The following is a 2949-nucleotide window of genomic DNA, read 5'->3' on the forward strand; positions in this document are numbered from 1 at the left end:
CTGAACAGCCGGCCGCGCGCAACCCACGCGTTCCATTCGCCATTCGAGGTTTTCGCTGCGACACTTGCCTCAGCGGGTCAACCTAAAAACGCTAAACATTAACCCCCTCGTTGCACTTCGGTTTGAAACCGCCCATCCCACGCAGCAAAATCAGCGGCTAGCTTAGCCGAGGCCACTGGGCCGATAGTCCCGAACTCGCCAGGATGGCGAAACAGTTCCCGGAACGGCCCAGGAGCATCTGCGCCCGCCGCGCGCCAGTTTTACCCGACCAACCCCGCCAACTGCTCCATGCGCTTTCTGAATTCGCGCGCCTTTCCCGCAACGGCGAACCACTGCTCTTCCTGAAATTGGTACGCACCGCCGACTTCGAGCCCGTCGGTGACATGCGGGCAGTCCGGATGGCCATGAACTTCGACGACGTTGTCCACGCTCAGCGCCCAGATGTCTGTGCTGAACTTTCCATCCAGCTTCTTTAAACCTTTGCGCGCAACGAAAAAACTGGCATTTCGCGATTCCTATGTATCGAGTTGGAGAACACGCCGGCCGCACTGTGCGGGTAGAAGGCGCGTCGACGATCGGTGTCAATTAAACGTCGCCAATCGTATAGTGCGAATGAAGGGGCATGACGGGGCGAGAAACTAACGAATTGAACGGCAGATCTTTGGAAAGTCGAATACAGCCACAAATGGAAGAGGATTTTCGAGGGGAGATTCGCCGACTTTTTTCACTTGTCGAACCACTTTCTTGGCTGCGGTCCTTTGTCGCTGATGTGTTCTCGGCTGTCTCCCCGTCGAACAAGCGTCGGTATGGCAGCGACTCAATCAAGGCGATTGCGATCACGCAACGTGGTGGCGGCAACCGGCAACCAATCGACGTCAAGCGTCGTGAGAAACCCGGCGATTGCGTCCGGTGGCCGCCCAGCGGACGCGGGCCAGTAAGCCGCGGCGGAGGAAATCTGATTGACTCGTCGGTTAGGCAAAATCATTCGCTTGCACTTGCCCGGATGCTCGCCGCGGCGATCGCAAGCCGTCTGGTTGCGGCCGGCCTCATCTCCCAGCCGGCCGCTGACTAAACAAACTCGCCCGCAATGCAATCGCTCGATGCCAGGATGCGCGCAAAAGCTGCATCGCAGGGCGTTGCTCCGTCCATCAGGTTCGCCCCACGGGTTCCATCGCCCAGGAGGACGGCGCTCAGGAGGCTAGCGGCTTATCGGAAATAAAAAACTGCCCCGCCGCGTTCCATTCACCGGGTTCCTGCTTAGTCCAAGCCAAACGCATTGGCAAGGAGTCCGCTGACAACTCTACACAAACTGCATTGGATACGTGCTTTCCGTCGCCGACGTAAAACGCGATTGGAACTCGTCCCTCCTGTAGCCATTTTTCGATTGCTTCCCAGATTGACTTGCTTTCTAAATCCGCAATCCAAAAGACCTGGATGTTGCCATAGTGAAAGTGAATCATCATTAGGGAGGTTTTGCCAAAATACCCGACCGCGACGTTTGACGGACTGCCATTCGTCTTGATGTGGTCGGCCACCGATGATTCTATCCGGCATGCCAACACTGGGGTGACATCCGACATTTCGGCCATTCCTTCGGGCCTTCGGTTGAAAGAGGACAGCGATACCAAGGCAGCACTTGCCATGTAGTCTCTACGGTCGCTAGTTGCGTTATCGCGTGACATACTTCTTCGTCCTATCAGTAAATTTCGTTGGAGTCGTATAGCGCAATTGGAGGAGCATGACGGGCGGAGAAACTAACTAGTGAAACGGACGGTTTCCTCGGGGATGAATACAGCCGCGAATGGAAGGGGTTTTCGAGGTAGATTCGCCAACCTCTTTCGCTTCTCGAGCCGCTATCGTGCCGTGATCTTCGTTGCTGATGCCTTACTGGTAACCGGAAACGCGCGGCGGCGGCCCTCGCCGCTCGGAACATCAGCGAGAGCGCCAAGCCGCATGTCGCCGCTCGAGGCAACTGAGGCGGCACCCTCCCGTGTTCGCCAGCGGGTGGCCGGGTCCATCAGGGCGTCCGAAGAAACAGGAGCTAACGCATCCGGGAACATATTGCGCTCGCGGTCAAGCTCATCGCCTAGCGCGAGCACTCGGCGTCCCCCAGCGGCTCAGTAAAGTCGAGCCGCAGGGATACCACCACCCAAGGACAATTCAGTCCGGCAGCGTTCCATCCGACCAGCTCAGAATCACGCAACCATCGTTCATTGCAAATTCAAAAATCTTGCGCATATGACGGTAGAACTTATAGAAGTCATCGTCGCCGAGCGCCTTAATCGGCTCTTCCCATTCGACGAAATCAGCCACCAACTTCGCAGAAACAACAGGACCAACCACTCCGTCGGCTGCCCAACGAAACAGTTCGCGGAACGGTTCTGGGTCGTTGACAGCTGGCATCCGGGAGTCATAGCCAGCGAAGACGGCGAGCTTGCTCAGGTTCACGACAAAATCAAGCCTGCTCTTGAAGCCAAATCCAGCGTTTTCTGTGAACATATAGACAGAGCCGATGTCCAGGCCGTCAGCAAGGCATGGCCAATCAGCGTTCACTTCTACCTCAAGCGCGTCCACATTAATGTGCTTTTGTCGAAAATCGTCATCAACGATACCCTCGAATTTCTTAAGGCCCTTGGATGCTACAAACATTACGGACATCGGTGCTGCTCCCTTTGAATAGTTGAGAAGCGCGCCCGCGGGCTCGAATGAGCCAATTTCTTGGCGCGCTGATCAAGGGAACGACGAAACCGATGCCCCTCTCGGTTAAGACTGAGACGGCGAACGAAGCGCGTTTTGAGAGCAGGCACGATGTAAAACACGTATTAGTGGAAAAAATTCGAACTTCGCCTTTTTTGGCTCTTTTGAAAATGAAGTGGGGTGTGCCAAGAACGCGAGCATCAATCGACCGATGTTTGCGGAGCTTTACCAAAGATGAAGGAAGGCCCTTCG

At 55.7% G+C, this 2949-nt stretch carries 5 protein-coding genes; 2 read left to right on the forward strand and 3 right to left on the reverse strand.

Annotation, left to right across the window (positions count from 1 at the left end; all coding sequences use genetic code 11):
- Positions 1 to 260 precede the first annotated feature (260 nt).
- Complete coding sequence (locus AWB75_RS37955; protein ID WP_159462856.1) at positions 261 to 428, reverse strand: hypothetical protein; 168 nt, start codon at positions 426 to 428, stop codon at positions 261 to 263.
- Between the two features lie 194 nt (positions 429 to 622).
- On the opposite strand from AWB75_RS37955, the gene AWB75_RS37530 reads away from it, so the two are divergent.
- On the forward strand, positions 623 to 1072 hold the full coding sequence (locus tag AWB75_RS37530) for a hypothetical protein (RefSeq protein WP_143746685.1): 450 nt from the start codon (positions 623 to 625) through the stop codon (positions 1070 to 1072).
- A gap of 118 nt (positions 1073 to 1190) precedes the next feature.
- Here the strand turns inward: AWB75_RS37530 and AWB75_RS36175 are convergent, their stop codons facing one another.
- Together AWB75_RS36175 and AWB75_RS36180 are read right to left on the reverse strand one after the other, a co-directional pair.
- Complete coding sequence (locus AWB75_RS36175) at positions 1191 to 1580, reverse strand: hypothetical protein (protein WP_143746688.1); 390 nt, start codon at positions 1578 to 1580, stop codon at positions 1191 to 1193.
- Between the two features lie 580 nt (positions 1581 to 2160).
- Positions 2161 to 2658: a hypothetical protein gene (locus tag AWB75_RS36180; RefSeq protein WP_061128711.1), complete on the reverse strand. Its 498-nt coding sequence runs from the start codon at positions 2656 to 2658 to the stop codon at positions 2161 to 2163.
- A 47-nt stretch (positions 2659 to 2705) separates the two neighbouring features.
- Here AWB75_RS36180 and AWB75_RS39115 point away from each other — a divergent pair.
- Positions 2706 to 2949 (forward strand): hypothetical protein (locus AWB75_RS39115; protein WP_235012437.1); only part of this gene is annotated, 244 nt, incomplete at its 3' end.

The organism is Caballeronia catudaia (assembly GCF_001544755.2).
Taxonomy (GTDB): domain Bacteria; phylum Pseudomonadota; class Gammaproteobacteria; order Burkholderiales; family Burkholderiaceae; genus Caballeronia; species Caballeronia catudaia.